This is a genomic window from Bacillus chungangensis (genome assembly GCF_030812995.1).
Classification (GTDB): domain Bacteria; phylum Bacillota; class Bacilli; order Bacillales; family Bacillaceae_C; genus Bacillus_CF; species Bacillus_CF chungangensis.
In genome coordinates, this window is sequence record NZ_JAUSTT010000063.1 from 1 (window position 1) to 1,250 (window position 1,250).

At 38.5% G+C, this 1,250-nt stretch carries 1 protein-coding gene; it reads left to right on the forward strand.

Annotation, left to right across the window (positions count from 1 at the left end):
- Window positions 1-51: 51 nt before the first annotated feature.
- Window positions 52-1,250 (forward strand): group II intron reverse transcriptase/maturase (gene ltrA / locus J2S08_RS22335; protein ID WP_307233558.1); only part of this gene is annotated, 1,199 nt, incomplete at its 3' end.

A 1,250-nucleotide genomic window follows, 5' to 3' on the forward strand; every position in this document is an offset into this window, starting at 1 on the left:
TACTTGGGTAAAAACGAACTGGAAGTACACAGTGAAAGGTGCGGAATAGGCTTGAATAAAGAGTTGAAAATGAAATGGCATAGTATTTATGGACAAATCTTGTTTGACCGTAAACTGAAAGAAGCGTGGCTAAAAGTCAAAGCTAACGGTGGTGCTGGAGGAATCGACGAGGTAACCATCAAAAGTTATGAGTGCAAAGAGAAAGAAAACCTTGATGCACTCTTAGAGAAACTACGAAAGAAAGAATACAAACCATCACCTGTTCGAAGAGTATACATTCCGAAGAAAAACGGAAAGAAACGCCCGTTAGGTATCCCTAATATTGAAGACCGTATCGTCCAACAAGCAGTCGTAAATGTACTCGAACCAAAATTCGAAGACCATATCTTCCATAATTGGTCTTGTGGGTATCGACCAAATCGAGGAGCAAAACGTGTTTTACAAATTATCACATGGAACATCGAGAAAGGATACAACTACATCTATGACTGTGATATCAAAGGATTCTTCGATAACATTCCACACAAGAAATTGATGAGGGTACTAAACAAGTATGTCGCTGATGGTACAACACTAGACATGATATGGAACTGGCTTAAAACTGGCTACATGGAAGAAGGAAAATACCATCGAGTTGACTCTGGTACACCGCAAGGTGGTGTCATAAGTCCGTTACTTGCGAACATCTATCTTAACGAACTAGATTGGACGCTAGACTTGAACAATATTCGATTTGTACGCTATGCAGATGACTTTCTTCTGTTTGCGAAAACAGAAGAAGACATTAAAAGAGCAGAGCAAATAACAAAAGAAAAGCTTAAAGAGCTAGGGCTGGAGATATCAATAGAGAAAACAAAGATTGTCAATTTTAATCATGATGACTTTGATTTTCTAGGGTTTACCTTCGGACACTGGAGAAAACGAAAGAAGGATGGGAAACCTTACTATATAGCAAAGCCAAAGGAGAGCACGTGGAAAGATTTTCGGCAGAAAATCAAAATGAAAACACGGAAAACACTTACTTTTAGTAAAGAAGAGTGGATAAATCGTGTAAATCCGATTATTCGTGGGAAAGTGAATTACTTTCTTACACTGTGGCAAGCCATAGAGGAGAATAAGAAATATGGACTCAATAGCAGCTGTTACTACAACACGTTCAAAAATGAACTACTCGCTATAGATGGCTATATAAGAAAAAGGCTAAGAGTAGCTATGATACACAAACATCCAAGCCAAAGAAAAGGATGGGC